Below are 996 nucleotides of genomic sequence, written 5' to 3' on the forward strand. Positions count from 1 at the left end.
GGCGGCGACGTCGGCGTCGGCGGCGAGGGCCGCGTTCAGCGCCAGCTGTGCATTTGCCGCTGCCGTGGCGGCTGCTGCCGCCGTGGCATCGTCCGCCTGGGCATTGAGCGTGGCGGCCAGCGAGATGGCTGCCTGCGCCGCTGCCGCTGCCGCGACGGCATCGGCATTTTGCGCCGCGACGGCCGCCGCATGCGCCGACGCCGCATTCGCGGCAGCGGTGGCGGCTGCCGCATCGTCGGCCTGGGCCGACGCCAGCGCCGCATGGGCCGCTGCCGCATTGGCGTTGGCCTGCGCTGCCGCATCGGACGCGTTCTGCGCGGAGATGAGGAGGTTCAGCTTGAGCGTCTTGTCATTGTCGGCATCCAGGGCGTTGGTATCGGCCGTTACCGCCGCGTTCAGGTTGGCGATGGCCGCGTTGAGCGCGGCATGGGCATTGACGGCCGCCGTGTCGGCCAGTTGCGCCGCCAGCGTGGCAGCGGCCGAAAGCGCTGCCGTGTGGGCTGCGTTGGCGGCGGCATCGTCGGCGGCCAGCGCGGCGGCGGCGGCAGCCAGCGCATTGTTGGCTGCCGTCGCCAGGGCCGCCAGGGCGGCGTCGGCTGCCAGTGCGGCGTCCGCAATGACCTGGGCAGCGGCGGCAGCTGCCGCCGTGCTCGCGGCCGTGGCGTCGGCGCCCAGGGCGGCATTGGTGGCGGCGAGCGAGTTGCTGGCAGCCAGGATTGCCGCATTGAGTGTCGTCGTGGCGTTATTCAGGGCCGTTTGCGCGTTGGCGGCCGCCGTGCTGGCTGCCGCGGCGGCATTGTCATCGGCCAGGGCCTGGTTCAGGGCGGCCAGTGCGGCCGCTGCCGTGGCCGCAGTCGTGCCGACGGCAAGATCGGCGGCCTGGGCGGCCTGGGTGGCGGCCAGCGAGATCGACGCGGTGAGAGCGGCGGCGGCGGCGGCCGCATCATCGGCTTGCGCGTGCTGCGTGGCGGCGGCCGAAATGGCGGCGACGGCTGC

General features: G+C 74.2%; 1 protein-coding gene. It reads right to left on the reverse strand.

Annotated elements, in window-relative coordinates:
- A partial coding sequence (locus GCN74_RS29070) for a hypothetical protein (RefSeq protein WP_193317309.1) occupies positions 1 to 996 on the reverse strand: 996 nt, incomplete at both ends.

Source organism: Janthinobacterium sp. FT14W (genome assembly GCF_009208755.1).
Classification (GTDB): domain Bacteria; phylum Pseudomonadota; class Gammaproteobacteria; order Burkholderiales; family Burkholderiaceae_D; genus Janthinobacterium; species Janthinobacterium violaceinigrum.